Raw genomic sequence first — 26,849 nt, 5'->3', positions numbered from 1 at the left:
CGAAGAGCGCGGCGGGTGAGGGCTCTCTCCCCACCGGGATTGTCCCGCTGCGGACGCACCCTCTCCCCAGCCCTCTCCCGCAAGCGGAACAGGGAGCGGACCGCCATCATGGGTTCACATGTTGCACACCCTCAACCTCGGGTTCCCCTCCCTAGGAACTTCATCCTGTCCGAGATTAAATTTTCGCAGACGCCCTTCGATCACATTGCGGTGCACAATGTTGACATATTAGGCAGAGATGGTGGCGTCGCTGGGCGAGCCATCTTGTTTGTTTCGTGTTTCCAGTCTCCGTACCCGCCAAACTATGGCCCCGATCGGCCCGGCGGGCGCGCCAGAAGGCTCACTCCGTTTTTCATTATCGTGAGGGACAACCATGACAGGTGCGACTGATCCGTTTTCTGCCTCGATCATTCCGTTCGAGGTCCCCGAGCAGATGCGTGCGTTCGCCGAAAAGGGCGTTTCGCAGGCCCGCGAGAGCTACGCCAAGTTCAAGGACGCTGCCGAAACCCACAACGGCACCGTCGAGGCCGTATTCACCACCGCCAGCAAGGGCGCGAGCGAGTACACCGCCAAGCTGGTGGAGTTCATGAAGGCCAACACCACGGCCCAGCTGGACTTCGCCCAGGAGCTGTTCAGCCTCAAGTCGCCGTCCGAAGCGCTGGAGCTGTGGACCGGCCACACCCGCAAGCAGCTCGAGACCCTCCAGGCCCAGGCCAAGGAGCTCGTCGAGATCGGCCAGCGGGTTGCCAATGCGACCGCCGAGCCGATCAAGGCCTCTGCCTCGAAGTTCTACCCGCCCGCGGCTTAAGCGAAGCGGCGTTGAATTGATTAAGAAACCCGGGCCGTGAGGCCCGGGTTTTGCTTTGGAAATAACGCTGCTCGAAGGGTCGATTTGGGGGTCCAGCGGCCTTGCCAAAAACGGCCGTTGCACCTAGTTTCCGCCCCGTCCAGCCCCCTTGGTTCTCGGCCCGTTCAAGCCGCTTCCCGAGGCGGCTCGCAAGGATGCAGTTGTAGCTCAGTTGGTTAGAGCGCCTGTCTGTGGAACAGGAGGTCGGTGGTTCGAGCCCACCCAACTGTACCAACAAATCATTAACTTAACTCATTGGTCGCCTGGGCCGACGATCGCTAGCTACCGCATAGCTACCACGGTAATGGCAAACGAGTTAGGGTTCTAAAACAGCATTCGCAATGTTCTAAAATCAGTCATTTGCAATGAAGGGCGGAGTTCGATTCCCTTCGGAGCGACACTCGCGGGGTGCTGAGCTTTTTCAGGCATCCGGATCGGTTGGCGTGGCCCTCTGTGGGTGTCGCGACCGCCGGTCGAATTCTTCCGGGCACCGCAGGCTCTTTGATGCCGCGGCTAACTCCTGCACGCTGTAGAGTGCAAATCGGACGGACCGAAGCGCTGTTGGCAAGCCTGCCGCTCCCGCGCTCACTTGGCCCGTCAGCAACGTTCGGTCTACAGGCCTCACTTAAACTACGAATCTGAGGGTCGGACGTTCGAATCATTCCGGGTGCGCCAAATTTCCACCGTTCTGAATAAATCCACGAACTAGTTGCCGTGCGGGCCCAGGTCTTTCAACAGTGAAGCCGCAAGGCCTTCTTCAGCAATCGACAGACAATGGCGCTGCATCGCAGCCATCAACGCGTCGTCCCACATCGCGCGGACAGCCTTTCCTGTTAGGGGCTGTCCCATAACTGATACGCCTTCGGCGGCGACCTCATAGTCGCTTGCATTAAAGCGCCACGATTGCGCGCCGTGCTCGCGCATCACGTGGTTGCCGATTCTTACGCCTGGCCAATCGAAATCGCCGTGATAGCAAAGCTGCGCTCGTGCTTTGGCCAGTTGCGATAATAGGCATCGCTGCGCGGCAGCGGGCATGCCGTCCGTGCAGACGAGCGGTGCGCAGCCGGCGCCCCAGTGATCCGCAGCGATGGCGACAAGATTAGGATTTTCGCAAACGTAAACCTTGCGACCGGACACGTCCCAGGACAACGGAGCGCGCAAAAGCGAACGAAGCGAAGCATAGGTCGGCTCTCCTAGTGACCAACCGTGGTGCTCGGCGCTACGTATGGGCAGGTTTAGAAATAACACCGGACGTGCCAACTCGTTAACAAGCACTCCTGCTTTCGCCCAGACGTCGCGGTGGCTTTCCACACCGGCCTGCTCCAGGTCGTTATCTTCATCCTTCTCATCCACAGTAATGCCAGCACCACAGCCATCGGACCGCGTCGTCGACTGACGCCAGATCGTTAAGACCAACGTGGCCGCCGGTTGGCCGCTGTCAAGCCCATGGGGATCGCCCAGCGCATCGGCGGCCAATTGCGAACGCGTTATGCCGATCGCGGGCAGACGCTCCAATGTGGCTTCGACGCGGCGGCAGATCTGGAGTGCCGCAGTTGGGCTCTGCCGCGCGAGCCGCTTGAGCAATCCCATGCCCGCGGACGTTCTGAGCAATTCGATCAATGAGTTGTGCGTGCAGCTCTCCAGCACATCGGACCACATCGTTTGTATTGCCAAACGCCTCGTGGCGAGATGCGCGATCGGGCCATCGAGTTGCTCGAGTGCATCACGCAGCGAAACGGCGACGCCGGCATTTCTGAACGCGGTGTCGATGAAGCCAACATCAACCTGTAGGGAATTCACGTAGCGGCTCGGGCGACCCAGCAAGGACGCCAGTGCAGCGTGTTCATCCACGGAGAGTTGGCCGATGCGGAAGCCTTCGATCGCGGTATCCAGCGGTGCCCGCTCGAACCGCTGGCGCAGGCGCTTGCGCAGCGAGGCAAAGCGATCGCCGCCGAGCAGGCGTTGCAGCCGTGGATCGATCGCCGAACTCATGTCGACGCAAATCTGCGATCGGGGTCGCTTTCGCGCGTCTTGGCACGGCCATCCCAGGTCCAGCGCGAAACGAACACCGCGTCGATCCCTTCGCGCCGTTGCAATTGACAGATGGCGACGCAGGGCAACTCGGCATAACAGGCCCATTCGCGCTCGCTCGTAATCACGAAGTCAAGGTCGAACTCGCGGATCAGCCCCATACAGTGGGCGCGCGCGGCGTCATCAATGCCGGCGAATGCTTCATCAAGCAGCATGAGCCGTGGTGCCAGCTTGTAGCTGCCCTGGCTGTAGAAACTGGCGATCGCGGCGAACAGCGGCACCGTAAGGCCGAGCGCACGTTCGCCGCTGGAGGCCGGGCCCGAAAGCTTGCGCCAGTGCCCGTCTTGCCAGCGCTCGACGCGAAAGCGGTGCCAGCGGCGATAGTCCAGCGCGCGCGTCAGTTGGTCGATCAGGGCGCCTCCCGACTCGGTCCCGGCGCCTGAAACGGTGCGTTCCCGCTCCAAGGCAATGCGTTGCTGCAGCATGGCGCCCACCACGCGCCGATCTTCGGCCGACCACAGATCTGCGCTGGTATTGAGCAAGCGTTTTCGCGCCGCATCGAGGCCGACCGGAGCGCCTTCTTCTTCGCCCAACGGCTGCCATAACAGTCGGTAGCGGACACCGGTTGATGTCGGACGGCTATACAGTTCCTTGTTGATGGCGTCGCGCCGGTTCTCCGCCGCCTGCAGCAGTCGCTGCACCTCGGATGCGATTTCGGCCTGTAGATGGTTCTCCAGCACGGTTCGTTCTTGCGCCGTGAGCAACTCGCTGCGCTGGGCGATCTCCTCGACCAGCCGCGCGGCGAGACGATCCGGGCGTTCGGGCCTGTTCTGGTAAATGATGTGGGCGATCAATCCCCAGTCGTTGTGCTCGGACTGCGCGCGGTGACCGAGCGCGCCGAGAGTCGTTTGCAGCTCCGTCAATTCCTGGCTGATTTCCTTTTGCACGCGCGTCCAGGTCTCTTCCTTGTCGTCCAGCGAAGACAGCGCCTGTTCGGCGCGGCGCGCGAGGGTGAGGGCAGGATCGATCGTCCAGACAGCGATCATATCGGGCACTTCAAGCTGCGGAAGCGCCGCGGCGAGGAGGCCGGTGCTCGCGAACTGCTGGAACTTCGAAATGGCTTCGGCGCGCGCGTCGCTGCATCGTTCGAACTGCGAGTTCGCATTGTTGGCTTGTTCCTGCGCGACCGCGCGCGCCTGACCGGATTTGTTCAGACTTTCGCGTGCCCGACCAAGGCCCGTCTCGCTGGCATCGACGGCATCACGGGCTTTGACCAGTTGCTGCCGCAATTCCTCGACCTTTGCGCCGATCGTCTCGCGCAGCACCTCGAACCTAGTGGACGCCTCTTCGGCCTCGATCCGGGCCACCGCGCAGCGTTCTTCCTGCGCCGTCAGATCGTCATGTGCCTCGCTTTCGCGCAGACGTTCCTTTTTAAGGTTGGGCAAGGCCAGGCGCGCCTCCTGGATCGTCTGCGTCAGGTCGATCTGGGCATTCTGATAGCTGCTGAGGGCCGTCTCGATGCCCGTAAGGTCGGCCGGCGATGCAGGCAGGCGCAGGTCGGTGGCGTCGGCAACGCGCCGCTGCCGCGCCGCCTGCAAATCCAGCTCACTCGCATCGCGCTGCACGGTGGCTTCGGCCCACCGCTGGCGGGCGGTATCCGCTTCGCGTGCAGCGGCAGCCGCCGCCAGATGGGATTTGCGCAGGGGTTCGTCCGACGGAGCCATCCGCCATTCTTCAGCTGCCTGATCCTGATCCTTGCCGAGTTGATCGGCTCCCTCTTGCACGGCTGCAAGTGCATCAGCCAGCTGCATCAGCCGAGCGGAAATCTCGGACAACCGCCGCGCGCGGGCGGCGGCGCGGGCCGCATAGCCAATATAAACGGCTTCCGGTTTGCTCCAGGAACCGGCGAGCGCACCGAGCCTGAAGCGGCCGTCTGCTGCGATCCAGGTTTCGCAATCGACGGGATCATCGTCGGCACAGACGATGCCGGACAACAGTTGCTCGACGACGGTTGCGGGGACCATGCTGTCGGGCGGCACGTCGGCCTGCAACCAGTTGGCGAGCGACGACGATTGGGATGGACGCGCCATCATCTGCGTATCGAACAGCGGAACATCGCCATCGCCGGACTGTAAACGGCCATCGGGCGAGAGCCAGGCATCGAGCAGGCCAGTGGCTTCGAGTGCAGCTTCGAGGCCGGCTCGTTGCGAAATGGTGAGCGCCGCGCGAAAATCCACCAATTGCCAGAGCGGGGCGCCGTCGCGGCTGTTCCGAACATTGTCCGCGCGAGTATGAGGCTGCGGTGGCATGGTATCGACGCCACCTTCGAGGCGAAGGCGTTCGTCGTCGAGCGCCGTGCGCTCGGCCTCCAGGGCTTGCTGCTGGCCCTCCAGCGACACGCGCTTGGCCGCCAAACGCTCGCTGGCCTGCTGTTGCGCGACCTGCAAGCGCTGCCGCGCCGGATTGTCGCCGTCCATTGCGATGACCCATTCGGCCAGGACTGCAAGCGCGTCGAATCCGTCATCCGGGCCGATCCGCAACTGCTTCAAACCGCCAAAGCAGTTCTGCCAGGACTGAACCAAGGCCTGCCCTTCGCGCTCCACATCGGTATCGGCGTGCTCGCGCCGTTCCGCTGCGGCTTCGGCAGCTTCCCGCGCTTCATCGTGCCTCGTCTGGCGGTGCGCATGCAGGGCTTCAGCGGCAGCCACCTCCGCATCGCGCCGGCGTAGCGTCGCGATCTGGTCGCGCCGGTCGGAGACCAGAGCGCGAAGCCCGGAGCGAGCGCTTTCGAAAGCGGCCGGCGTCAACTCGCCAAGGGTAGCAGTGTCCAGCGCGGCGAACGGATGCTCCGCATGGAGGCTCGCAACCCCCGCGGCCTCGGCATCGGGGATACATTTCCGGCGCAGGTTGGCGATCTGACGTTCGGCCGCCGCCACGCGCAGCGTGGCCTGTTCCTTTTCCTCGATACTACGGTCCAATCGTCGCCGCGCCCCGGCGACCGCATCGGCTGCGATTCCGAATGCCCGCTTGCGGGCGGCTGCATCGCTCTCCGCGGTTTCGAGGCGGTTCGCATCTTCCATCCCGGCGCCCGATTGCAGGGTTTCAAGCCGGGTTCGTTCGCGTTTGAGTGCGACTTCGGCCGCGTCTCGGGCGAGATGCGCATTTGCTTCATCGGTCTGGGCCGTCTCAAGTCGCCCCTGCGCTTCGCCGCGTGAACGGCTCGCATTGTCGAATTCCGTCTGCGCCTGACGCAGCGTGCGTGCCTGTCGCCGGCTCTGCGTTCCCGCATAGATACGATAGCGCTGATCGAAGCGACCCACGGCCTTTGCCAGCGCCCGATAGTCCTCAAGCTGACGGCGATCGTCTTCCAGCTGGCCGAGCGCTTCGGCGACATCGCCGAGCAATTCCGGCGCTAGCGGCGGCAGGGCCTCGGTGAGCGCGTTGGACAGCGCCGCTTCATCGGGCTTCTTCGACAGTTGCGGCTGGCGCAGCTGGATCAGCGTATCCATCAGCGCGTCGTAGCGCCTGGCGCCCAGGTGGAATAGGCGTTCATCGACCGCGCGGCGATAGCTGGCAGCGGTGTCGAACATCTGGCCACGGCCAGCGAGTGCATCGCGCAGCCGCTCACGCGTCAGGACCACCCGTTGCTCGCTCATCAGCCAGAGGTCATGATTGATGCGCGGCGCGTTGTCCGCATCGTCTAGGATGAAGAACCAGCTATCAACCTGTGGCCGCGCCGCGACGGCGGAGAGCCCTGCGCCGAGCGTGAGGTAGTGCAGCGTGCCATCGTCGCCGCGACGGCCGAACTCGAGCCAGGCATAGCCGGTTCGTCGGTCGTAGCTGTTCATCAGCAAGTTCCAGGACATCTTCTTGCCGCTGTCGCCGTCCGGCTCGACGCGGGAAGACTTGAGTTGCGCATCGAGCAGAAACGGAAGCGTCAGTGACAGCACCTTCGATTTGCCGGTGCCGTTATTACCACGTAGCAACAGGTGTCCGTCGCGGAACCAGAATTCTTCGCTGTCGTAGTGGAACATCTCCACCAGCCCGAGCCGCAGCGGTTGCCAGCGGAGCTGTGACGGGACCGGAAGCGCCGGGCGCTCCATTAAGGCAGTAAACGAAGCCGGACGATCGTTCATGCGAAACCGAGTTGGCCAGCGGCCGCTGCCGGCATGCGTTCCGTATCACGGAGGTTACGAATCTCTGCCTCGCCGAGTCCGAAACGGGCGATCGCCGGCAGCGGATGGATCCTGTCGGCGTTTCTCACGACGAGCTGCAGCTTCTCCAATCGTTCAATCGCGATCAGTGCAAGTTCGCGCTCGGCACCGGCTTCCCGCGCCGACCTGCGCCAGTATCGGCCATATCGGCCCTTGGCGTCGCGCAAGAAGGCTATTACGTCCTGGTCCGAGTAGCCGGCTGATGGGAATGCTGCAGCGGCATCATCCATTTTTTGCCGCCGAATCCCACTGGCGAGGAATTCCGCAACCAGCAGCGTGGCGTGAGCATCGGTGCCTTCTGCGGGCATGGCCACATCGGTCAGCACCCCGGCCTCATCCACCAGCGCCAGCCCCTCAGCGCGGTGCTCCGCAACGAGACCTGCGGCGTCGCACAGACGGGCGGACATCACGCCGCGCTGGTTGACGAAATAAGCGCGGGCTTCCGCGTCCAACGTGTCGATATAGATCACCGGGTCATCGAGAAGGCGCCGCGCGAGTTGGTGGCGGAGCGCGGTCCGGCGCCCGTCATCGCTGTCCGACACATGCTCGCTGACCAAGGCCTGCAGGCGGGCTTCAAGCGAGGCAGGAGCGTCGTCCGGTCGCCATGTGGATGGACCACGCACGGCCGCCAGCATGCCGGCGAGCGTACGACGCTGCACGTCGTAGAGCGCGTCGGCCTGCTCGCCTCCGCCGTGGACAAAGGCATCTTCGTCGCCGACCACGCGCTGCAGAACGCCGATCTCCAGCAGCGTCCGGCAGACTGCGACCAATTCGCGCCGCTCGTGATGGGTGCCCAGCGTGAACGCAAAGCCGAGCGCGGCCAGCGCCGGCTCGGCGGCGAATTGCAACAGCCGCTCGCCGAGCAGGCGCAGCGTGATCTGCGGCTCGGCGCGTTCGAGCACGGCACAGGCCAGGCAAAGCAGTACATAACGGCGTCGGTCGTAACCGGGCAGGCCGCGCATGCTGGCGGAGAGGTCCGCCGGCCGCTTGTAGAGCCGTGCCCCCTCCTGCTCGATCTGCAGCGGCCAGCCGGTTTCACGCGCGAACCAGCCACGCAAGGCGTCGGCCTGACGACGGACCGCTGCAAAGTCGTTATGGGCCGGGGTCATCAGCGGTATCATCAATAGCGCGCGCACCGCGCTCCGAAACTCCTCGCGCTGGTGCTGTCGTTGTTGCTGGCCGATCCTACGACTATCCCCGGCGAGATCGGTCATCGGATATCCTGCGTCGATGTGATCGTAATCAGGTGATCGCGTCCGGAAAAAACGCCATGTGGCGTGTGGATCTCGGTCCGGCTCTCGGCTGCGAGGGGTGTCAGGCTGATATGCAGTAATCCGTCGCTGGTCTGCCGCGCCACGGCGGCGTCCGGCCCGGCCTGTTCCGTCAGCGCTTCGCCGAGCAGCCCGAGAAAAAGGCCAAAGGCATGCTGATCGAGTTCGCCGAGATCGGAAAGCCGCGTGGCCTGACCGGTCGCGAGCCGTCTGCGCGCGGTTTCGACCTGCAGCGACTCTTCGGCGAGTTCGAGTGCCAGCCGTGCGCGAGCCTCTGTGCGGTCGCGGATGCGGGCCATCGGGCCGCGCGGCGCAGCCTCGCCATATTCGCGCAGGCGGGGATGAATCTGGAGCGGTGGCGCATCGGCCCAGCGCGTGCTGGCCGGCAGATCCGCATCCGCGTCGGTATTCAGCGCGAAATGCCGTGCCGGATTGAGCGCGAATGCAGCGCGCCCCAGCCGGTGCGCGTCGCCATCGCTCTGGCAGGCCGCAAACCAGCCAGCGAGGACGCGAAAATCCGCGGAGCGATCGCTGCGACCGCTGCGGCGCTCGTTGATCGCGGCGATCGCGCCGAGCAATTGCGGGATTGCCGATCTTGCTCTTGCCCTGAGCAACTCGGCTTGCGAAGGCTCATGGCCGCTCCGGAAGAACCAGCCGTGCAGGCCTGTCCAGCGTTCGCGCCAGGCATTTCGGTAAAAGGCCTGTGCCTCGGCGCGATCCGTTGCATCACCGGGAGCGGAATCGCGTGCCTCGCGTACAGCGACCTGTTGCAGCAACGCGTCGATATGTGGCTCCAGAGCAAGGATGTGGCCTGCTATAGTGTCGGAGCGTCGCACCAGATCGCCAATAAAGCGCTCCAGATAGTCGATCAACTGGCGCTTGTAAGTCGCCACGGCCGTCGCTTCCGCCTGCTGCAGCGCAATGCTGCGGGCAACGCCGGCCATGAAGGCTTGTGCATTGTCAGCCAGACTTTCGAACACGCGCACCAGATCACGTAGCGTTTCGTGAACCTTCGCGACATCGGCCTCGCTTGCGTCAGCCAATGTCCGAAGCGCCTGCAGCCGGTTCGCGATGTCTTCAAGCGCCACCGTTTGCAGCTCGGCACGCCGTTGCAGCGTCGCAACGAACAACGCCAGCGATGTTTCGACAGCCTCGCCGCCGTGCGAGAGACGATACAGGAAACGGGCACGGTAGAAATCGCCGAGACTCGAAACCCGCGCGGTGTCAGGATGCGATTCCAGATTGCCCCAGGTGGTCAGTTGGGCAAGCGCAGCGTTGACGTCCTCGATCCGAGGCGACATGCCGGACCAACGAGCCTCGCCCAGGACTTCGTCAGGCCTCAATTGCAAACGGTACTGCCGTTTGGCTGCGGCAAAGACGTCCATGATGCAGCGATAAACGTCAGACTTCTCGGCACTCACATGCCTGAAAAGTTCGGCTGAATCGCTTACAGCGCGCATGGGGCTTCTTGCCTAAGGGTCTTCCGCTGAAATTGCCGGTCCGCGCGACAGCGTAATACATTTACCAATGGGTGACAGCAAAATCGGGTTCCATCCACTGGCGTACGCAGCAAGGCATCTCATGCACCTCTGATGGGCGGGCCGAAATTATAATGTGATTTCAACTGCATATGAGTTCGCAGTTTTATTCCGAATGGCACGCCATTCGTCTCGTTCATGCTGATTGAGGCTACTGAAAACCGAATGTCGTTAGGTTTTGTTGAGCTTGTCGAGAGCGGTCATCTCTTCTGAGGAGAGAACAATTTTGGCTCCGCCGACGTTCGTTTTCAATTGCTCTATTGATGTGGCGCCCGGAATGACCCGAATGGTAGGAGACTTCGCCAGCAGCCATGCAAGGGCGACCGCAGCTGGTGCGACCGAATGAGCGGCCGCTAGGTCCCAGAGCGGATCGAGAGCCCGGCTTATTTCAGCCAGGCGTCCCGATTCGAAGCGAGGGTCCTTCGCGCGATAATCGGTTGACGAGCGTTTCGTTTTCACATCGGGAATGCGCCCGAGTATCCCACGCCCGAGAGGTGAGTAGCAGACAAATTCGATGCTTTGGTCGTTCAGATACGTGAGGAGCCCTTTTTCCGGCTCACGCTGGATCAGAGAATACTCGTTTTGAACGAAAGATATCCGGTGTACCGCGGACGCTCGCTGCACCGTATCTGTGTCGGTAGCAGACAGGCCAAGGCCAAGCACTTTCCCTTCTTTCACGAGATCCGACATCGTGCCAACGACCTCTTCGGCCGCAACGTTTGGATCGGGTCGATGCTGATACAGGACGTCAATGTAATCACGGCGTAATCGGCGCAGCGACCCTTCTACGGCTGAACGAATAGATTGCGGCCTAGAGTCCAATCCTGCGATCTTGCCGGCTTCGAATTGGTATCCGAATTTAGTGGCGACTTCGACTCGGGCGCGATGGGAGCCGAGCGCATCGGCTAGCAGCTCTTCGTTGACGAAGGGACCGTAAAGCTCGGCCGTATCGAAATGCGTGACGCCCATATCGAGAGCTTGCCGGATGATCTCGACGGCAACATCACCTGCGATATGGCCGTAGATCCCGGTCAACGCCATGCATCCCAAACCGACACGCTTGGGACTGCAAGATGCCTCGTTCATTGAGGCCTAACAGCCGTCAGTCGAGATCGAACGATCTCAACAACGCGCTGCACCAGTTCTTTCCCATTGGCAGAGGTCAGGATTAGAGCGTTTGGCTCGATCTGGCTGACAAGCCGTTCGATCGCCGTCGCCGCAGCCATGCGAAACTCGCCGTCCAAATCCCGTCCCGCACCGACCTCGATATTACTGTCCAGCGCCGTTCTGATCAGGACATCGTAATCGGGGGTATGCGCCGTCGCGATCGTCATCAGTTCTTTCGACCGTCTGCTGTCGAGTGTTCGACCGGATACCTGCAAGGCGGCTTGCAGGTATCCCAACGCATCGATGACCGGTCGGTCGACCAGAATAAGATCACTCTGAAGCGAAGCCTCGGCTTCGCAACGCAGGCATTCCGCCATAATCCAGAGCGTGCTTTCATAGGTGTGCTTCTTCAAGATCGGGAAGCCGAGATCTTTTGCCCTGCGCGCGAAATCGCCGATGCTGTGAATTCTCAAGCCTTCACCCTCGAGCTCCTGCTTAAGACGCTCAAGGAACGTGGTCTTTCCGGACGAATGCGTGCCGGTAATGGCGATCTTCACCAGAGGCGAAATCACAGCAGTGATCCCTGTTTCGGATCCAGAATGTTCGCTTCCACGATGCCTCTGCGCCGTTCGTCGGTGGTCAGCGGCGACAATAAATGGATCATGAGGAGGGCGGTGAGTGTGGCGTCGTAAAGCGCCGAATGGTGCTTCGCGCCGGTACGATGAGCGGCTTCGTCGGCTAGTCGGAATTCAGTGCCGAGATTAGCGAGCCCGTAAGACGCCAATCCCGGCTTCAGCATCTTCGTGAGCTTTAACGTGTCGATCGCGGAACTAGGTTTCCAATCGGGGATCGACCTGGACAAAATATCAACCTCGATCTTTACGTTGTGACCGACGATCGGCGTGTCCTCGATCAATGTTATGATATCGTCGGCGATGTCCGCGATGTCCGGAGACCCCACGACGTCGTCGTCCGTCAGCCCATGAATGCGCGTGGCGGCCGGTTTGATCCCATGCTTTGGTCGAACGAACCAATGACGCTTATTTTCGGTCAGAACCAATCGATCGACCTGCAGCATCGCCAGCTCGACGATTTCGGGCGGAGAGCCGCCGCTGCCTTCGACGTCGATGACCCAGAACCGCTCGGTATCTATTCCCATCCGACTTCAGCCCGTCCGTGCCGCCCATGAAGGTGCGGGTGCGATCGATCGTGGACCTGATAATTAAGCGTGTGTTGGATAAAGTAGCGCTGCTGCTCAGTGCTCCCGCTCAGCTCGATTCGACGGTCGTCGATCGATATGTGGTCTGTCTTGAGTTGCGCAAGCGCCGCCAGTTCTTGCACCCGCGCAACGTCGGGTTTTAAGTGAGTCCGGGTGCAGCGATCGACCTGCGGCCGCGGACAGATGTCACAAATCTCGCGCACTCCGAAACGGCCGTTGTAATCGGCGATGCCGTGGGCGTAGGCCACGCCGCACGACGTCTTCCGGAAGAGCGGCTTGCCCGCGAACGCGTTCGTCACGCGTCCTTCGATCTCCGCCGGCAAGATCTTGCGTCTTGCGATCTCCGGATAGAGGTCCGTTACGCCGGCCTCGCGGAGATGCTTGCGGATTTCCTCGCGATGAAAGAGACCGGTGAATACCGTCGCATCGGCATACTCGGACAAGACCAACGCGCGGTCGATATGGTTGTCCGAGTCATTCAGCCCGGCGATCAGCGGCCTCCAGTATAGAATGGCTTTGGTTCTTGATGCATTGTCGTGAAGGACGCGCAGCGAATTTTTTGCATGCGCGCTGTCCACCGGCTCCACTCGCGCGTCCTCGATGCCAGACCAAGTGACGAGGATGGTCACGCGAAGGTTCTTCAGCCGCTCCAACCGTTCCACGTCGTCAGGCTCGATCTTCCATCGGGTAATGACGAGCACGGAATTCTTGAGCCCCCTGTCATCAAGCAGCTCCAGCGTTGCAACGAGATGTTCCTTCACGCCTGGCAGGAAGGGATCGGTCGCCCGGTTGAAGATCTGGATCGGTGTCGCATCGGGCCGGAAGGCCCAGTGGTTGACCAGGAGGTCAACCGCCTCGCGATCGCTGACGACCAGATGCGGCTGCTTCATGTCGAAGTTCTGGAAAAGGTGGCGGACGCAGTAGCCGCAGTCGAGCGGGCAGCCGACGACATGGTTGAGGCTGAGGCCGGATTTCCGGTATTCGATCACGTTCCGAAGCGAGTCGGGAAGGTCGGCTGGGGCTGCTCGAAGGACTGGCATGGTTCGACGAATCCAGCAAAATATACTATCGGGAAATGCGGGGGAGCGGCTTTTAACGGAGAGGTTGTGACTCCGCAAGGCCTTTTTTCCGAGCTTTTCCGGCCTGAAAGCCGGTGCACAGACATCTGATTGAGCCAATGAAAAAGCTGAATCCTCAGCTCCTGAAGGCGGGCGACATCATCCTGACGTCAGGCCCGAACAAGGTGAGCAAAGCCGTCCGGCGCATGACCAAGAGCGAGATCTCGCACGCGATGGTCTACGTCCAGCACGCCTCGGTCATCGACGCAACGGCGCATGGCGTCCATTCCAGCAATCTGCAACGCCTCTTCTTGGAAGACGACGCCGTCGTTGTCGCCTTGCGACATCGAACGCCGTTGAGGGCAGAAGTCATCCGGCAGGTCACCGATTTCGCTAGAGCTGCCACCGGCACCGAATACTCCAAGAAGCCGTCGTCGCGCGCACGATGCGGCGTACCGGAAGCCGTAAGCAATTTTGTTCGCGGCTCGCCGCCCAGGCCTATGCTTTCGCCGGGATTAGCCTGGTTTCGGATCCTGACTACTGCAGCCCCGAGGACCTTCGAACGAGCGGATACCTCGTCGAGATTCCCGACGTGGAGCTGCCCGCTTCTGATCCGGAGGTAGCCTTCTGGAAAACCAGAGCGAATACCCTGACGGCGATGTCTGAGGCGACGAATGCGGTTCTTAGAGCCGCCCGCCGGCGGTCGAACAGCATTCAAAGCCTCAACGACATCATCGGTTATTTGCTGGCCCATCCCAATGAGGATCGTCACCTCCGTCGGGCCTACGAAAAATCGGGATATTTGACGGTTTGGCAGCTCGAACTCACTAAAAGCGGCTGGCAATATGATCTGGACCTGATGCAGGCGGCGATCGAGCGCGACCCCGCCGGCGCGGCCTCGATGGAGGAGTACTGCCGGGAACTGCTCGCGGATTTGGAGGGCGGCCGCCGGTTCGAGATCAACTACTCGGGCTATCTGGAGCTCGCGAACCGCACGGGACTGAGCACGTTCCGAGTGTCGGCCGAGCTGTATGCGCGGCTGATGACTTTGCACCGGATGCGGGTCGAGACGGCCCGGGCCTGGCTGGCGGAAAGTGCCGGAAACACCTAGCTCGCTCGCGGTCCGGTCGGCTGAAATCGGAATAATTTGGCCAGTTCGCAGGGGTGTCCGAAATTTGTATACATATTTCGGACATGTCACTTTTGTGTTATGTCCGAAAAAATTATACATTTTTCGGACATGACCGACGACTCACCTGATCTCAAGACCGCAATCCTGGAGCGCATCCGGGCGGATGCGCCACGCAAGGTCTGGACGCCGACCGATTTCGTCGACCTCGCTTCGCGAGACGCCGTCGACAAGACGTTGCAGCGGCTGACCAACGCCGAAAACCTCAGGCGGATTGACCGCGGGCTCTACGACCAGCTCGGTTTCAACAAGCTGACCCAGAAGCCCAACCCGCCCGATCCGCGATCCGTCATCGACGCCGTCGGGCGGCGCGACCAGAACCGGATGCTCGTCGACGGCATGACCGCCGCGAACGACCTGGGCCTGACCGACGCTGTGCCAGCGAAAATCGTGGTCCATACCGACGCGCGCAAACAGCCGATCAAGCTCGGCAACGTCACCATTACTTTCCGTCCAACCGCTGCCAGCAAGCTCTTTTGGGCCGGACGGCCGGCCATGCGCATCATCCAGGCACTTCACTGGTTGCGTGATCTCCTGGCCCGTGAAGGCGAGAGTGACCGGGTTAAACGAAAGCTTGCCAAGCTCTTCGACGACCCGTCGGCAGGGCCGCCGCTTAAAGCCGATATCAACGCCGGCATGACCGCGCTTCCGACCTGGATGTGGGCGTTCCTCAAGCCGCTGATCGAAGGCGACATCAATGTCCAAGATCGGCACGTCGATGCTGACTATGCTGCTGATGATGATCATACTGGTTCGGATCATGATGATCATCATCCCGCTGCCGGCGTTCGGTCAAAGGGCAACCTGGACCTAACCAAAAAGCAGCAATCAGCCAAGCGGGGCAGGGCGAGGAAAACATGAATCGGTCTTTCGATGAGGTCCTCGCAGCCGGAACGGACACGATGTTGAGCGCCTTCGATACGACGGCGCTGCGCCTCGGCACGGTGTCCCAAAATATCGAAAAGGATTTCTGGGTGTGCTGGACGCTTGACTCCTTATTCCATGGCCTGAAGGAGGGAGGACCCCGCCTGCTATTCAAGGGCGGGACATCGTTGTCCAAAGGCTTTGGCCTGATCAATCGCTTTTCCGAAGACATCGACGTGACGGTTTTTCGGGACGACATCGGCGAGCCGGCGACCATCGAAGAGCTCAATGCTCTTAGCAACAACAAGCGCCGCGCGCGGCTCGATGCGATCAAAGCGGTCTGCCAGGCCTATATCAACGGTCCACTACGCAACCAACTGACACAGATTCTTAAGGATCGGCTAAAGGCCGCCGGTCTTGATGCAGGCGCGGCACGGGTGGAAGTAGACGACACAGATGCCGACAAGCAGACGCTTCTGATCTGGTATCCGACGGCGACGCCGCAATCGGATTATGTCCGCGCCGCGATCAAGATCGAGTCGGGCGCCAAATCCGCCCTTGATCCGAACAGCGAAGTGCCGATTAAGCCCTATGTTGATGACGATCTGCCGGCGCTCGACCTGACTGTTCCAGACGTACGAACTGTCGACCCCGAACGAACCTTCTGGGACAAGGTTGTCATTCTGCACGGCTTACGGCGTTGGTTCGACAAGCGCGGCGAGCTGCGCGGCGGCGGCCAGCGCGTGTCCCGCCACTATTATGACCTGCATAAGCTCCTTCAGACGCAGGCCGGAGCCTCCGCAATCGATGACCCGGAGCTCGGAGCCGACTGCGTCGCGCACGCACGGATGTTCTTCAACCGTCCAGATTTCGATCTCGCGAGCGCCGCGCCTGGCTCCTTTGCTCTTGCTCCACATGACGAGATGATCGAGCAGCTGCGTGTCGACTACAGAGCCATGACTGGCATGATCTTCGGCGACCCTCCGAGGTTCGAGGCCGTGCTCGAGAGCGTCACCGCGCTCGAGGCGCGCCTGAACAAACGCGCTGGTGAAGGCAGGGCAGCGCGATGAAACGATCAGAAGATCATGTTGGCGCAAAGCCGCAGGTGGATGCGGAGCCGTCAAGGCGAAAGTGGTGATGAGGAGGAACGTTATCGTCCAGGGCGGGCTGGCATTCGCCACCCGCCGCGCGGCCGCCGCACGCGATGGCGAGAACGGTCTGCAGATCATGACGGCAACGCAATTGGCGGCGCGGCTGGCAGGCGGCTTCCTGCATCAAGTGATAGGCGAGGAGCTTGAATTTGTTGTTGCCCGCGCCCTTGATGCGGGCGGCTTCGAGGACATCGAGACCGTTCGGCATCTTCCCGGGATGACGCGCGCCGTCGCGCGAATGTTGAGAGCGGCATGGAACGCGGACACCCGTCTTGCTCACGCGCCGGACGGTAACGCGCGAATCCGCGATCTTGCCCTGCTTGAGAACCGCGTCCGCGAATTTCTAGCCGGCGGCGCGCGCCTGCCGATGGATCTCCGTGACGAGGCGCGCGCGCGAATGCAATGGGCCCCCGCGGTGTTGGGCCCGGTCTCCATCATGGGGGTACACTTCATCGAGCCGGTCTGGCGACCGATCATCCATGATCTCTGCGCCATGGCGCCGGTTGTCTGGACCGCGCCGCCCGGCGCAGATACGGCCTGGTTTGCCGGGGAGGTCAGAACGGCGACCGCCGTGGCGGCGACGCCCGTCCAGGTCACGTGCGCCGATCCCCAACACGAGGTGCTCGAGGCTTTTCGCTGGGCGCGCGCCTTGATTGCCTCGGGACAAGCCGAGCCCCGGGACATCGCGGTCTGTGGCGTCAGCACCGACGAATGGGACGAGTACATCGTCGCGCTGGTGCAAGAAACCGAACTGCCGGTGAGTTTTCTGCACGGCCGGCCGTGTCTTGGCACCCCGGATGGACAGCGTTGCGCAGCGCTCGCGGATGTACTGCTCCACGGCCTCAGCCAGGCCCGCGTGCGGCGTCTGTTTGCTCTGGCAGCAGGCCAGCGAACAGCGCTCGACTCTTTGCCGCGCGACTGGCTGCGCCTGCCGCGCAGTGCCTCGCTGAGCTCGGCCGCGGAATGGGTTCGGGCCCTCGACCAACTGACCTTTCTAGATACCGATCCGCGCCCAATTGTGATGCCCCTGCTGACCTTGCTGGAACGAGGAACCATCGCGGCTGAAGAAGCGGCCGACGCGTTCCTGCGTGGCCATGCGCACCGCCTCTGGGAGCGGGCGATGCGAAGCGCTCCAGCGGCCGCTCTTGAGCTTTCGCTGCGTAAAATCCGAGTCGAGGATGAGCGAGATGCCTGCGACTCCGTGGCCTGGGCGCCAGCGTGAGCTAGCTGCGTCGCGACGCCCTTGGGTTCGTCTGCTTGGACTGACGGAGCGCGGATGGCCGCGCTCGTCAGGCGAAGACCCCCTGCTGCCGGACGATATTGGACCGCCGGATCCCCTCGACGCCGATCCGCCCGCTGAAGCGGACCGGCGGGCATTCGGCATCATTGCCGCTTGCGCGACACAGGGCATTGTTCTTTCCCGCAGCCGTCGCAACGCGCAGGGCAGTCGGGCAGGCCCGAGCCCGCTCCTCGCTCCGGGCGGCAATGCGCTCGCCCTCGCGCGCACGCGAATCACAGACCAAGCGGCGAGCGAATCGGACCGGCTTACAGCGCGCCCGCAAGAGATAGCCAAGCACCTTGCGACAGGCTCTGCCTTGCGATGCTGGCAGAGCTGGCACAGACCGGATTTGATGGCCCATGACGGGCTCCTGGTCGCGGATCACGCCGTCATCGCCGAAAGCCTCGCAGAGATCCAGTCGCCGACTTCTCTGGCGCGGCTGCTGCGCGATCCGCTGGGCTTTGTCTGGAAATACGCCCTCGGATGGCGTGCGCCGGACGACCGGGAGCGTCCACTGATCCTTCCACCCGATGAGTTCGGCCGGCTGGTCCATGAGCTTTTGCGCCGCGCCGTTGACGCGCTCGAGCCGGTGCCCGGTTTCACCGTGGCCGGTGCGGAGGAGTTCGAGGGCGCGTTGGAGGCGGCGGTGCGACACGTGATTGCAGCCTGGCCGCTGGAACGGCCGGTGCCGCCCGAGGTGCTCTGGGTCAACACCGTGCGCCAGGCATCCGCCATGGCGCTGGCTGGCCTGACGAACGAGAAATTCACCGAGAGCGGCACGCGCAGCTGGACTGAGGTGCCTTTCGGTGAGCACACCAATCCGCCAGAGCCTAAAAATCCGGATTGGCCGTGGGACCCTGCGTTGCGCGTCGATGTGCCCGGTACTGCGGTCGCCATTCGCGGAAAAATCGATCGCGTCGACCTGCGCGCCGGTGGCGTCGCTGTGCGTGTCACCGATTATAAGACTGGCGAGCGGCCGGAGAATGCCGCTGAGAGAGTCATCGCCGGCGGCGCCGAATTGCAACGTGTCCTGTACGCGTTGGCATGCCGCCAACTTCTGCCGGACACGCCAGCGATCCGAACCCGGCTCATCTATCTGAAAGACGAACCCGCGATCTTCTTGCTGCCGGATCTCGATGACGCAATTGCGCAAACCGCTGCCTTCGTTAACGCGGCCTGCGGTGCCTTGACACGAGGCCATGCTGTTCCGGGGCCGGCCGCCGACGACCGTCTCAACGATTTTCGGCTCGCGCTTCCTGCATCGCCTGCCTACTTCCGCAGAAAGCAGGCTGCGTTCATCGCCGCCGCCGGCGATCTGGCCCGATTTTGGGAGTTGCCATGAACGCGCTCGCCGACAGCGCCGACCGGCGGCGCGCCCTCACTGTCCTTGATCAAACCTTGCTTGTCGAGGCTGCGGCAGGCACCGGCAAGACCTCGCTGCTAGCCGGCCGTGTGACCATGCTCCTCGTCAGCGGTGTCGCGCCACGCAACATCGCCGCCATCACGTTCACCGAGCTCGCGGCCGGAGAATTGCGCGTGCGCGTGGAGCGGTTCGTGAACGAGCTGCTGAATGGAAACGTCCCCGATGACCTGACGCTCGCCGTAGATAAAACCCTGACCGCGCCACAGAGAGCCGCGCTCATAGCGGCGCGGGCGCGACTGGACGAACTGACGGCAACCACCATCCATGGCTTCTGCCACAAGCTGCTCCGCAGCTACGCGATTGAGGCGGGCGTCGATCCTGGCGCCGAGGTTCTCGATGCGGTCCAGACCGAGTTCGCCTTCACGACCGTATTCGAGCGTTGGCTGCGGCGCCGTCTCGGAGAGAACGCCGATCCGACCGATCCGGTCGTTGTTATGGCGCGCCGAGATCCGAGGGAAGCGGTCGATACCCTGAAAAAGCTCGGCAAATTCCGGCGCGACTTTCGTACCGCAAAGCCCCTGCCCCGCGATCTCGCCGAACACGCCGATCTGGAATTTGTCGAGAGCGTGCGGGAATTTCGCCGCTGGATCGACGGCACACGGGCTCCTGACCGGGCGCTCGAAGACCTTGCCGATCTCGAGAGGCTCGCTGCCTTCTTCGCGGGCGCCTTCGATCCTACTCCGTCATTCGAGCGGCTCTGGGAGCTTGCCCATCCGCCTCGCGTCAATGCAATGGCCTGGCGCTCTAACGACCTGCGCCCGTATCGGCGCTTGGGGGCCTGGAAGTACGTTGCCGGCAAGGACGAAGGCGCGCGCCTCGCAGAGGAGGCCGCGTCTCGCTATGGCCGGTGCGCGGCGGAGTTTCGTGTTCTTCTCGGCGGCATCGCAACAGCGCTGGTCGCGACCTTCTCCGGAGCGCTCGATGAGCTGCTTCAAGACTTCGAGGCGTTCAAGCGCAACGCTGCCGTCCTTGACTTTGACGATCTGCTGCTCGCCACGCGCGCGCTTTTGCGCGGTCACGAAACCGTGCGGCAGGCGGCGTCAAACCGCTACACGCGGATCCTCGTCGACGAATTCCAGGACACCGATCCGGTGCAGGCCGAGATTCTGTTTCTGACCGCCAGCGCTCCCGGCGCGGCTCTAGCCTGGCAGGAGCGGGGACTGATTCCGGGCAACCTGTTTGTGGTCGGCGATCCGAAGCAGGCGATCTACAGATTTCGAGGCGCTGATGTCGCAACCTATATGGAGGCGCGCAATGCCGTCGAGCGCCAGTTTCCGGGCAATATCTTGCGGATCACGACGAGCTTCCGATCACGTGGCGAGATCCTAGACCACGTCAATCGCTGTTTCCGCGATCCATTGGGCAGACAGGCCCCGGGTTATGTCCCCCTCGTGTCCTCGCTTGGTCCAGCAGAGCACGGTCTGCCTTGCGTCATGAAAGCCACGATCCGTATCGGCGAGAAAAGCCGTGCGGCGTTCATACGCGACGAGGATGCGCGCACCGTTGCCGACATCTGCGCTCAGCTCATCGGAAATGTCCGCGTGCGACGATCCGGCGGAGAAACCTCCTTGATCGTGCCCGGCGACATCGCCTTGCTCGCGCCGGTCGGCACCGAGCTTTGGCGTTACGAACGGGCGCTCGAGGAGCGTGGCCTGCCGCTCGTCTCGCAGGCCGGCCGCAACCTCTTCCGCCGCCAGGAAGCGCAGGATTTCGTCGCGCTGATCCGCGCGCTCGCGGACCCAGGTGATACGCTGGCACTCGGCGCTCTGTTGCGCGGGCCGCTCGTCGGTCTCACCAATCACGAATTGATCGATATCACGCGGGCTCTCGCGCCGGACGGGACAAAAGATGACCCGTCGGCGCAGAGGTTGACGTTGCAGACACTGCCAGAGCAGATCAACCATCCGCTTGCGCGGGAGACGCTGATCGTACTCCGAGATTTGCGGCGGCGTGTGCGGCGAACGACGCCGTTTCTGCTGCTGAGCGAGGCGATCGATCGGCTGCGCGTGCGGGCCACGCTTGCCGCGCGGGGCAGCGACCAGGCAGCACGGGCTCTGGCCAATCTCGACCTTCTGATGGAGCGCGCACGCCGCTATGGCGTGCGCGGCCTCAAGCAATTGGCGCAGGACATTGACGCCGACTGGGAGGGCGGTCCTCTTGGACCCGAGCCCTACGACGAAGCGCGGCTGGATGCGGACCGCGAAGCAATCGAAATCATCACGGTCCACAGTGCCAAGGGCCTCGAATGGCCGATCGTCATTCCGATCAACATGGGATCTGAACTCAGACGGCGCGAGCCGTTTATCCACCGCCGTCACGACGACACGCTGCACTGGGTGCTGGGCGATGTCGTTCCGCCAGCGATCGCGGATGCCATCAGCATCGACGACCAAGACAGCGCAGAGGAGCACGAGCGGCTTCTGTACGTCGCCTGCACGCGGGCGATCGAAATGCTGATCCTGCCGACATTGTCAGTGCCGCGCGCCAATAGCTGGGCGCACCTTCTCGATCTGGGGCAGGATGATATCCCGGAATGGGATGCCGCGCGCTTCTCTCGGCGTCCTCTGGCGCGGGTCGCGGCAGAAGAAAACCATCAGAGCGAAGAGGTATTTGCCGCTGAGCAAGCCGCGATCGCGGATGCGTCCCGGCCGATCCGGTGGGTTCGGCCAAGCGACGGCGACGCCGATCGCCTAGTCGAGATTGCACGGATCGACGAGGCCGCTGACGCTGACCCCGCGGGTCTCGTGACGGTCATGGGCAGCGCAATCCGGGGCGCGGTGCTGCACAAGCTGATCGAAGAGGTATTGACGGGAGAGATCGAGGAGGCGGCAGCTGTTCTGGAAGCCCGAGCCGACGTCCTCCTCGCGCAACTGGGCCCGCCAGAAGCGGGAGCGCTGCCCGCTCCCGCGGAGATGGCCATGACCGTCTTGCGAGCCCTAAATCTGCCGGGCGTCGCCGAACACCGTGCCACGCTAGTACCGGAGATGGCGCTCTACAGCTCCCGCGACGCCGGCGGCATCCTGATGGCTGGTCGCGCAGACGCCGTTGCCGTCGCAGTCGGCCGGGCCGTTGTCGCCTTTGACTGGAAGAGCGACGTGGCGCCGACTGCCGCCGACCGGCAGACCTATGCCGGCCAGCTGCTGCAGTATCTGGAAGCGGTCGGCGCACTGCGCGGTGCTGTCGTCTACCTGACACTCGGGGAACTGGACTGGATTGAACGATAAGGCGTTCGGGCAGTCTCGGACGCTGGCGCGACGAGATCGATGTAAGGGACTCATCCGACCGACACCACCGGACGACGACGCCATACCACGTCATGGGTATCCCGCGAAGCCCTGTCTTGTCGGAGGGCCTCAATTGCCCACGCGCTTTCGCGACGTAAGAGCGGACGCTACTTTGCAGAGCTCCAATGTCTTCAAGGCCATCGTTCCAGGAGACAGTGCAGCTCGCCGTTGGCTCAGAAGTCGCCAGACACGTCGATGACGATGACCGCCAGGCGATAGCGCATGGCGGTTGGGGTCAGCTCGATGAGCATTCGCTCCATCTCGGCGGCTGATTGCGGCCGCTGCATTTCGTTCGGAGGCGCTGGAATCATCCGGGGTCTCTTGTCGCCGAACCAGAACACGCCGAACACACCGAAACCCTTGGCGTCCGGATCATGCGCGTAGAAACGCTCGAGCTGGCCTTCAATCGCTGTCCAGACTTTGGAATGGTAGTCCCGCTTCCATTCGCACATCACCTTGCCGCCGGGAATGACGACCGACATGTCTGCACGCTTGTCGCCTGCCATATGGGCCTCCGGTTCAACGGCGATGCCCAAAGGCTGCAAGGTCGGACGTATCACGTCGATAAGCGCGTCCCGGCAGGCTTCCTCCGGACGCGGCTCTTCAGGCCGATTATATGAATCGACGTTCCAGAAATATTTGAAGATATCTGTGTTCGTCCGCTGAATGCGATGCCGCGCGTCTCGAAGCTGCGCAACCAGGAGAGCGTGAAGATCCGCTACGGTCGCGGGCGGTCCGTTGTCCAACGCTGCCACGGTTTGCGGCCAATCGGGACGCTCGAAAGAGGCCTCCCGTCGCCGCTGTTTCTGGCTTTCGTAGGCGTGCAAGATATGGGGCCGATACGACGCGAGATCCGCATTATTTTTCAAGCGCTCCAGCGCTTCACCTGCGAAATCTGCCGTCGACGAGGAAATCGCATTGATAAGCCCGCGTACCCACCCCGCCGCATCCCACGCGTTTCGGTCGCCATCCCACACGCCCGAAGGATGTGGGGCATCCGGAAAGAGCGTGCCGGTCAACGTCGCCAAGAATTCCATTTCCTGCAGGGAACGCACGGGCGCTGGCGCGGACGCCTCTTGGTCAAGGGACGTACCCTGGTCGCGGAGATCGAATACGAACGATGGATGCGACATCGCCCGCTGTTTGACCTCGCTTTCGAATTCTTTAGGCGCGAGCGCAAATGCTGCGACCAACCACAGGTCCCGTTGTGGCCCGGCAAGCGCGTGGCCTGCGAGCTGCGTGCGGCAGAGGGCAAGTAGCGCATCATGTGCCGCCGGAAGCTTGTGCGCCGAGCGCAGCATCTTAGCGAGGTCGAATGTGTAGGCGTTAGGATGCGAGCCTAGAAGATCGAGCACGGTGTCCCTGCGATAAGCCGCAAACGCTTCATCGCCGAGCAGTTCGTGTAAAGCTTCGGCGTGTTGCCCGCCTTTCCCGAGGTGAAGCTTAGCGAGTTTGACGTAAGCATCTTGCACAAATTTAGGGCGGCGCAAGGTGAGTTCGTTGCGCCAGGGCTGCATCACCCATTGCTCGGTCCCGTCGCGCTCCTCAGAGACCGGGTTGGCAACGTCGAAAATGAGCATCCCGGCGAGAAAATCATCGCTGAGGCCTGAAAAATCTTGCCCGGCAGCTAACCGCTCGCTTAATCCCGCGGACAAAACATACCACCAATCGCTGTGCATCCGCTTGGCGGCCGAAGCCAAGACAGCCGTGGTGGTCGGCACATCATCCCGAGATAACGTGGCTTTGAAGCCTTCGAGCGCGGCTTCGAGGCGCTCGTCCCCTATCCAGGCCACAAGCCGCGCGCGCGGCGCTGCTGCCCGGTCCGCTTCATCATAAAATGCGAAGTAGAACCGCATCAGATGCAGCATCCAGCCGACGTGAAGACCGGTGCGAATTTGTTCAACCTCCCGGTCGAATTGCTGGCACTGCTGGTCGCGGCTCTCATCGACATCTACGTCAGGTTCGGACGTGCGGCCCGCAAAATAATTGGACGGCAACAGCGAGACGGTGGCCTGCGCGCGAAGGCTAGCCAGGGTTGTGTCGACGTCTGCAAGCGCATAAAGCGCTGCGAAGGCTTCGCTCGCATAAGGCTCGTCGGCCTGGTAACAGAGACTGAATGAGAGATGATAAGGGAAGCCGCGCCGCTCGCTGCCAATCGAGCTCGTCAGCAGCTCTTCCTGCAAAAGGGCAAGCCAGGCAACCGCGCTAAGTTCATGAAGCAGTGTTTCGCGAAAGCGCTGCCAAGGAAGCCACTGGTCTTTGTCCACTGGGAGGTTGCGGAGGAAGTGCCGCGCAAGAGGCAAGAGCTTTTCTGGCGCTTCGCGCATTGCAGCGCGCAAATCCCGGGCCCGGGTTTCGTTCGTGCCTCCCTTGAACGCGGCTCGCTTGCGCAGCCATGCGATGGTCCGCTCAGGGTCAAGGACCGGAAGCCCCCGCCATGCCCGAACGAGAAGGCGCGCGTAGAACGAGCCTACTTCCCATGCGTGTCGATCCCCGCGTTTCCTGTCATCGAGCGGCACTACGCCATCGAGTATTGCGGGAAGGTCGTCGGTGGGAATGAGGTCAGCGAGCTGCCAGAATAGCCCGGCGCCGCCCTTGTCCCCGCCGCGGGCCGTATCATTGAGCAACGCCACCACCTCCGCCGCGCCATAAGGCCGGCCATAGAGCGCGCGGATGACTTCCGAACGCAGCCGTAGTCCGTCGGTGGTCGTCCCAAGGTTGCCGAACGCCTGTCGGACAGCCGTCGCGCCATCTGCGCCATAGCGGAGCAACGCCGCTAGCGCGTGCGCGCGCTCTGCGAAGGGCGAGGCCTCGCGCACAAGGACCGCTGCAAGGTCCGGCACCATTTCCGGGACAAGGCCACCCAGCATTAATGCGTCGACCACGACTGAGCGAACGCCAAAACCGGAAGCCGGATTGTTGAGGATCGCCCGGAATTCTTGCGTCATATCCGGACGCGACAGTCCGCCGATGGCTCGCGCCTCCCAGCCACCCGACCGAAACCACGGATTTTGCGCTGATAAGCGGTCGAGGGCCCGCACGAGGTTGGCGCAGGCGTATGGTGATAACGCCGCCGCATCGCCATAGCTCAGCACTCCATAAGGGTCGGCTTCTATGAGTTCTTCCGCACGCTCTGGCAGATGCACCGTAAGCCAAGCATGCAGGCCACGCAGCTCGGCCGCGGGGTGCCCATCGGCACCAATCAGGGCCTGGACGCGACCAAAGGGCAGACCGGCGCGGACCCGCGCTGCCAAAAATTCCGCTGCAAGATACTCTGCCATCGTGCGATGTGAGTAATCGACGGTCTCCGCCTCGGGCCCGGCATCGAAGATGCGCCGCCCTAACACCGCCAGCACCTTTTCTTTTGGTATAAACTTAAGCGAGCGATAACCCGGAATATCCGGCGTGCCTTCCTGCGCCTTCAGGCTGATGGCCGTAATGTCGCTGATGAGCCGCGCGGCGCAAAGCGCGCCCGCGGCCGGCCTGAGTTCCGCGGCGGCGAATGCGCCGCTGCCCGCGCGGGCCCGTTCATCGTCAAACTCCTGAAGCAGCAAACTTGCCGAGGTATCAAACAGCCTACTGCGCGTTTCCGGCCAGTCGCCGGCCTGAACCGCCCGCCATAGCATGCGCAGGTTCTGTGGGTTCTCGAAAAAGTCATCGAGCCCACGCCGTGCCGCTTCATCCAGAAACGCTTCCGAGAGGGAAGGTTGTGCCTCCATTGCGGCAAGCACCGCGAGCTGTTCGGTTCGGTCGAGATTTTGCAGCAGCAGCACAGCGGTTTCCCCGTGCTGATCGAAAAATGGCTGCAGTCCCGCAAGGTCGCTGTCGCCCAACCAATCCGCGACCCGGCACGATACCCGTAGCTTGGGCGGGTTCACCTCAAAGAGCTTGGCCACCAGGGCATCGATAATGCCCCGGTCGAAGCGGCCGGCGCGTTGCTCATCAAGGCCGTCAATGAAGAGGGGCTGACCCGCAAGCGTGGACGCGGGCAGGCTGAGAAAGGCCCGTGCTTTGATGAATCTCGCACCGTCCGCCTTGGCTGCGTGGGTGAAAACATGTGTCTTGCCTGCGCCGGGGTCGCCGAGCAGCACGAGACATGGCGTATCCCCGAAGTCTGAAAAGGGGCGTGGTCCTTTATCCTGTGAGCGGCCTGGCTTGGTGTTGATCTGGCGAACCGTGCGAGTCATGGCGGTATGTTACAGGGCATACCGTCACCTCGTCACGTGCCAACTAAACCAAAAACCTGCCAACAGCCATGGACCATCCGCCTCCGCCAACGGAGAGCGAACCCATGGCACTCGCCGAGCGAAACGGCCATCGATCCGATCGCCGGAGACGCCTTGAGCGGAGTCCGCCGAGGAGCGCATCTATTGG

Annotated in this window: 16 protein-coding genes, 1 tRNA gene and 1 pseudogene; 9 read left to right on the top strand and 9 right to left on the bottom strand. The window is 62.5% G+C overall.

Annotated elements, in window-relative coordinates:
- Window positions 1-373 precede the first annotated feature (373 nt).
- A complete protein-coding gene (locus FXV83_RS21750) occupies window positions 374-808 on the top strand; it encodes a phasin (protein WP_148741431.1) in 435 nt (144 codons plus the stop codon).
- 196 nt (window positions 809-1,004) lie between these two features.
- Window positions 1,005-1,081, top strand: a tRNA-His gene (locus FXV83_RS21745).
- A 471-nt stretch (window positions 1,082-1,552) separates the two neighbouring features.
- On the opposite strand, the gene FXV83_RS21740 is transcribed toward FXV83_RS21745, so the two are convergent.
- The 8 genes from FXV83_RS21740 to FXV83_RS21705 all read right to left on the bottom strand — a co-directional run bounded on the left by FXV83_RS21740 (window position 1,553) and on the right by FXV83_RS21705 (window position 13,216).
- Window positions 1,553-2,839, bottom strand: coding sequence for a TIGR02679 family protein (locus FXV83_RS21740; RefSeq protein WP_148741430.1), 1,287 nt, complete (start codon window positions 2,837-2,839; stop codon window positions 1,553-1,555).
- Window positions 2,836-7,014, bottom strand: coding sequence for a TIGR02680 family protein (locus FXV83_RS21735; RefSeq protein ID WP_148741429.1), 4,179 nt, complete (start codon window positions 7,012-7,014; stop codon window positions 2,836-2,838). The genes FXV83_RS21740 and FXV83_RS21735 overlap by 4 nt, the downstream gene beginning before the upstream one ends.
- Complete coding sequence (locus FXV83_RS21730) at window positions 7,011-8,306, bottom strand: TIGR02678 family protein (RefSeq protein WP_148741428.1); 1,296 nt, start codon at window positions 8,304-8,306, stop codon at window positions 7,011-7,013. The genes FXV83_RS21735 and FXV83_RS21730 overlap by 4 nt, the downstream gene beginning before the upstream one ends.
- Window positions 8,303-9,823, bottom strand: a complete 1,521-nt coding sequence (locus FXV83_RS21725; protein WP_148741427.1) for a TIGR02677 family protein — start codon at window positions 9,821-9,823, stop codon at window positions 8,303-8,305. The genes FXV83_RS21730 and FXV83_RS21725 overlap by 4 nt, the downstream gene beginning before the upstream one ends.
- Before the next feature lie 249 nt (window positions 9,824-10,072).
- Window positions 10,073-10,987 (bottom strand): aldo/keto reductase, encoded by a 915-nt coding sequence (locus FXV83_RS21720; protein WP_148741426.1) that lies wholly within the window; start codon window positions 10,985-10,987, stop codon window positions 10,073-10,075.
- The gene (locus FXV83_RS21715; RefSeq protein ID WP_235940012.1) at window positions 10,984-11,565 is read right to left on the bottom strand and encodes an AAA family ATPase; all 582 of its coding nucleotides are present in this window, start codon (window positions 11,563-11,565) and stop codon (window positions 10,984-10,986) included. Before FXV83_RS21715 ends, FXV83_RS21720 begins: the two co-directional genes overlap by 4 nt.
- An 11-nt stretch (window positions 11,566-11,576) precedes the next feature.
- Window positions 11,577-12,167, bottom strand: a complete 591-nt coding sequence (locus FXV83_RS21710) for a 3'-5' exonuclease (RefSeq protein WP_235940010.1) — start codon at window positions 12,165-12,167, stop codon at window positions 11,577-11,579.
- Window positions 12,158-13,216, bottom strand: coding sequence for a radical SAM protein (locus FXV83_RS21705; RefSeq protein WP_235940008.1), 1,059 nt, complete (start codon window positions 13,214-13,216; stop codon window positions 12,158-12,160). The genes FXV83_RS21710 and FXV83_RS21705 overlap by 10 nt, the downstream gene beginning before the upstream one ends.
- Before the next feature lie 188 nt (window positions 13,217-13,404).
- Between FXV83_RS21705 and FXV83_RS45455 the strand changes: the two are divergent.
- From FXV83_RS45455 to FXV83_RS21675, 7 genes and pseudogenes are all read left to right on the top strand, one after another.
- A pseudogene (locus FXV83_RS45455) lies at window positions 13,405-13,650 on the top strand (hypothetical protein); the annotation flags it as partial.
- 80 nt (window positions 13,651-13,730) lie between these two features.
- On the top strand, window positions 13,731-14,396 hold the full coding sequence (locus tag FXV83_RS21695; RefSeq protein ID WP_235940001.1) for a hypothetical protein: 666 nt from the start codon (window positions 13,731-13,733) through the stop codon (window positions 14,394-14,396).
- A gap of 129 nt (window positions 14,397-14,525) precedes the next feature.
- A complete protein-coding gene (locus FXV83_RS21690) occupies window positions 14,526-15,335 on the top strand; it encodes a DUF6088 family protein (protein ID WP_148741422.1) in 810 nt (269 codons plus the stop codon).
- Window positions 15,332-16,408, top strand: a complete 1,077-nt coding sequence (locus tag FXV83_RS21685) for a nucleotidyl transferase AbiEii/AbiGii toxin family protein (RefSeq protein ID WP_148741421.1) — start codon at window positions 15,332-15,334, stop codon at window positions 16,406-16,408. The genes FXV83_RS21690 and FXV83_RS21685 overlap by 4 nt, the downstream gene beginning before the upstream one ends.
- Window positions 16,409-16,475: 67 nt before the next feature.
- The gene (locus FXV83_RS42895; protein ID WP_187436060.1) at window positions 16,476-17,711 is read left to right on the top strand and encodes a PD-(D/E)XK nuclease family protein; all 1,236 of its coding nucleotides are present in this window, start codon (window positions 16,476-16,478) and stop codon (window positions 17,709-17,711) included.
- Window positions 17,712-18,120: 409 nt separating this feature from the next.
- Window positions 18,121-19,110 (top strand): RecB family exonuclease, encoded by a 990-nt coding sequence (locus FXV83_RS42890; protein WP_187436059.1) that lies wholly within the window; start codon window positions 18,121-18,123, stop codon window positions 19,108-19,110.
- A complete protein-coding gene (locus tag FXV83_RS21675; RefSeq protein ID WP_148741420.1) occupies window positions 19,107-22,415 on the top strand; it encodes a UvrD-helicase domain-containing protein in 3,309 nt (1,102 codons plus the stop codon). The genes FXV83_RS42890 and FXV83_RS21675 overlap by 4 nt, the downstream gene beginning before the upstream one ends.
- 233 nt (window positions 22,416-22,648) lie before the next feature.
- Here FXV83_RS21675 and eruA read toward each other — a convergent pair whose 3' ends face one another.
- Window positions 22,649-26,662 carry an NACHT domain-containing antiphage protein EruA gene (gene eruA, locus FXV83_RS21670; protein ID WP_148741419.1) on the bottom strand — a complete coding sequence of 1,338 codons (4,014 nt, stop codon included), beginning with the start codon at window positions 26,660-26,662 and terminating at the stop codon, window positions 22,649-22,651.
- Window positions 26,663-26,849: the final 187 nt, after the last annotated feature.

Source organism: Bradyrhizobium hipponense (genome assembly GCF_008123965.1).
In the GTDB taxonomy this organism is placed as follows: Bacteria; Pseudomonadota; Alphaproteobacteria; order Rhizobiales; family Xanthobacteraceae; genus Bradyrhizobium; species Bradyrhizobium hipponense.
Note: the sequence above shows the minus strand (reverse complement) of the source record. Positions and strands in the feature narration are given on the sequence as shown.